1 protein-coding gene and 1 pseudogene are annotated in these 945 nt (G+C 63.6%); both read left to right on the top strand.

Features of this window, described 5'->3' with window-relative positions:
- Positions 1–433 (top strand): annotated as a pseudogene (locus RPS27_RS30795) (IS21 family transposase); the annotation flags it as partial.
- Positions 430–945, top strand: a 516-nt coding sequence (locus tag RPS27_RS30790) for an ATP-binding protein (protein WP_313754915.1), incomplete at its 3' end; no start/stop codon positions are given. The pseudogene RPS27_RS30795 and the gene RPS27_RS30790, both read left to right, overlap by 4 nt.

The following is a 945-nucleotide window of genomic DNA, read 5'->3' as shown; positions in this document are numbered from 1 at the left end:
CCATCTCGTCACCTTGCCGCGTGGGCGGCCGCATCCCAATGGCAAGTACGACCAGGTCGTCGATTATCGGCACGTGATCCATTCCCTGCGGCGCAAGCCGATGGCACTTCTCAATCTGGTCTACCGAGATCAGCTGTTCCCGCGGGATGCCTATCGGAAGACCTTCGATCGCTTGCGCGAACGCTTGCCGGACAAAAAAGCCAGCCGGATCATGGTCGATCTCCTCGCGCTCGCTCATGAACGCGGCTGCGAGGCCGAACTCGCCGATCAGCTCACCGCCGATCTCGAGGCCGGCCAACTGCCCGACCTCAACCGGCTACGTGCTTACTTCGCCCCCGATCCCGCCAACCTGCCGAACGTCGTGGTGCAGCTCGTGCCGCTTGCGACCTACGAATGCCTCATCGGTGCCGCCGAGACCGGAGGTGCCGCATGAGCGTAACGAACACGGTTGATGCCGCGCGCCTCAATCTGCTGCTCAATGAGCTCCGTCTGCCTGCCATCAAGGTGCTGTGGGCGCAATTTGCCGAACAGTCCGACAAGGAAGGCTGGCCGGCCGGCCGCTTCCTCGCGACCATCGCCGAGCACGAGATTGCCGAACGCGGCCGCCGTCGGACCGAACGACACCTTGTCGAAGCACGTTTGCCCACCGGAAAGACCTTCGACAGCTTCGACTTCGAAGCCGTGCCGATGATCTCAAAGGCGCAGGTGATGGCGCTCGCCGCCGGTGACAGCTGGCTGGGCAAGGGCGCCAATTTGCTGTTGTTCGGCCCGCCCGGCGGCGGAAAGAGCCACTTGGCGGCAGCGATCGGCCTGGCCCTCATCGAGAACGGATGGCGCGTCCTCTTCACCCGGACCACCGATCTCGTGCAGAAGCTCCAGCTAGCGCGACGCGAGCTTAACCTCGAGGCGGCCATCAATCGTCTCGATCGCTTCGATCTCCTGATT

It is taken from the genome of Bradyrhizobium sp. WYCCWR 12699 (genome assembly GCF_032144035.1).
Classification (GTDB): domain Bacteria; phylum Pseudomonadota; class Alphaproteobacteria; order Rhizobiales; family Xanthobacteraceae; genus Bradyrhizobium.
This window is presented reverse-complemented; position numbering and strand designations above follow the sequence as displayed.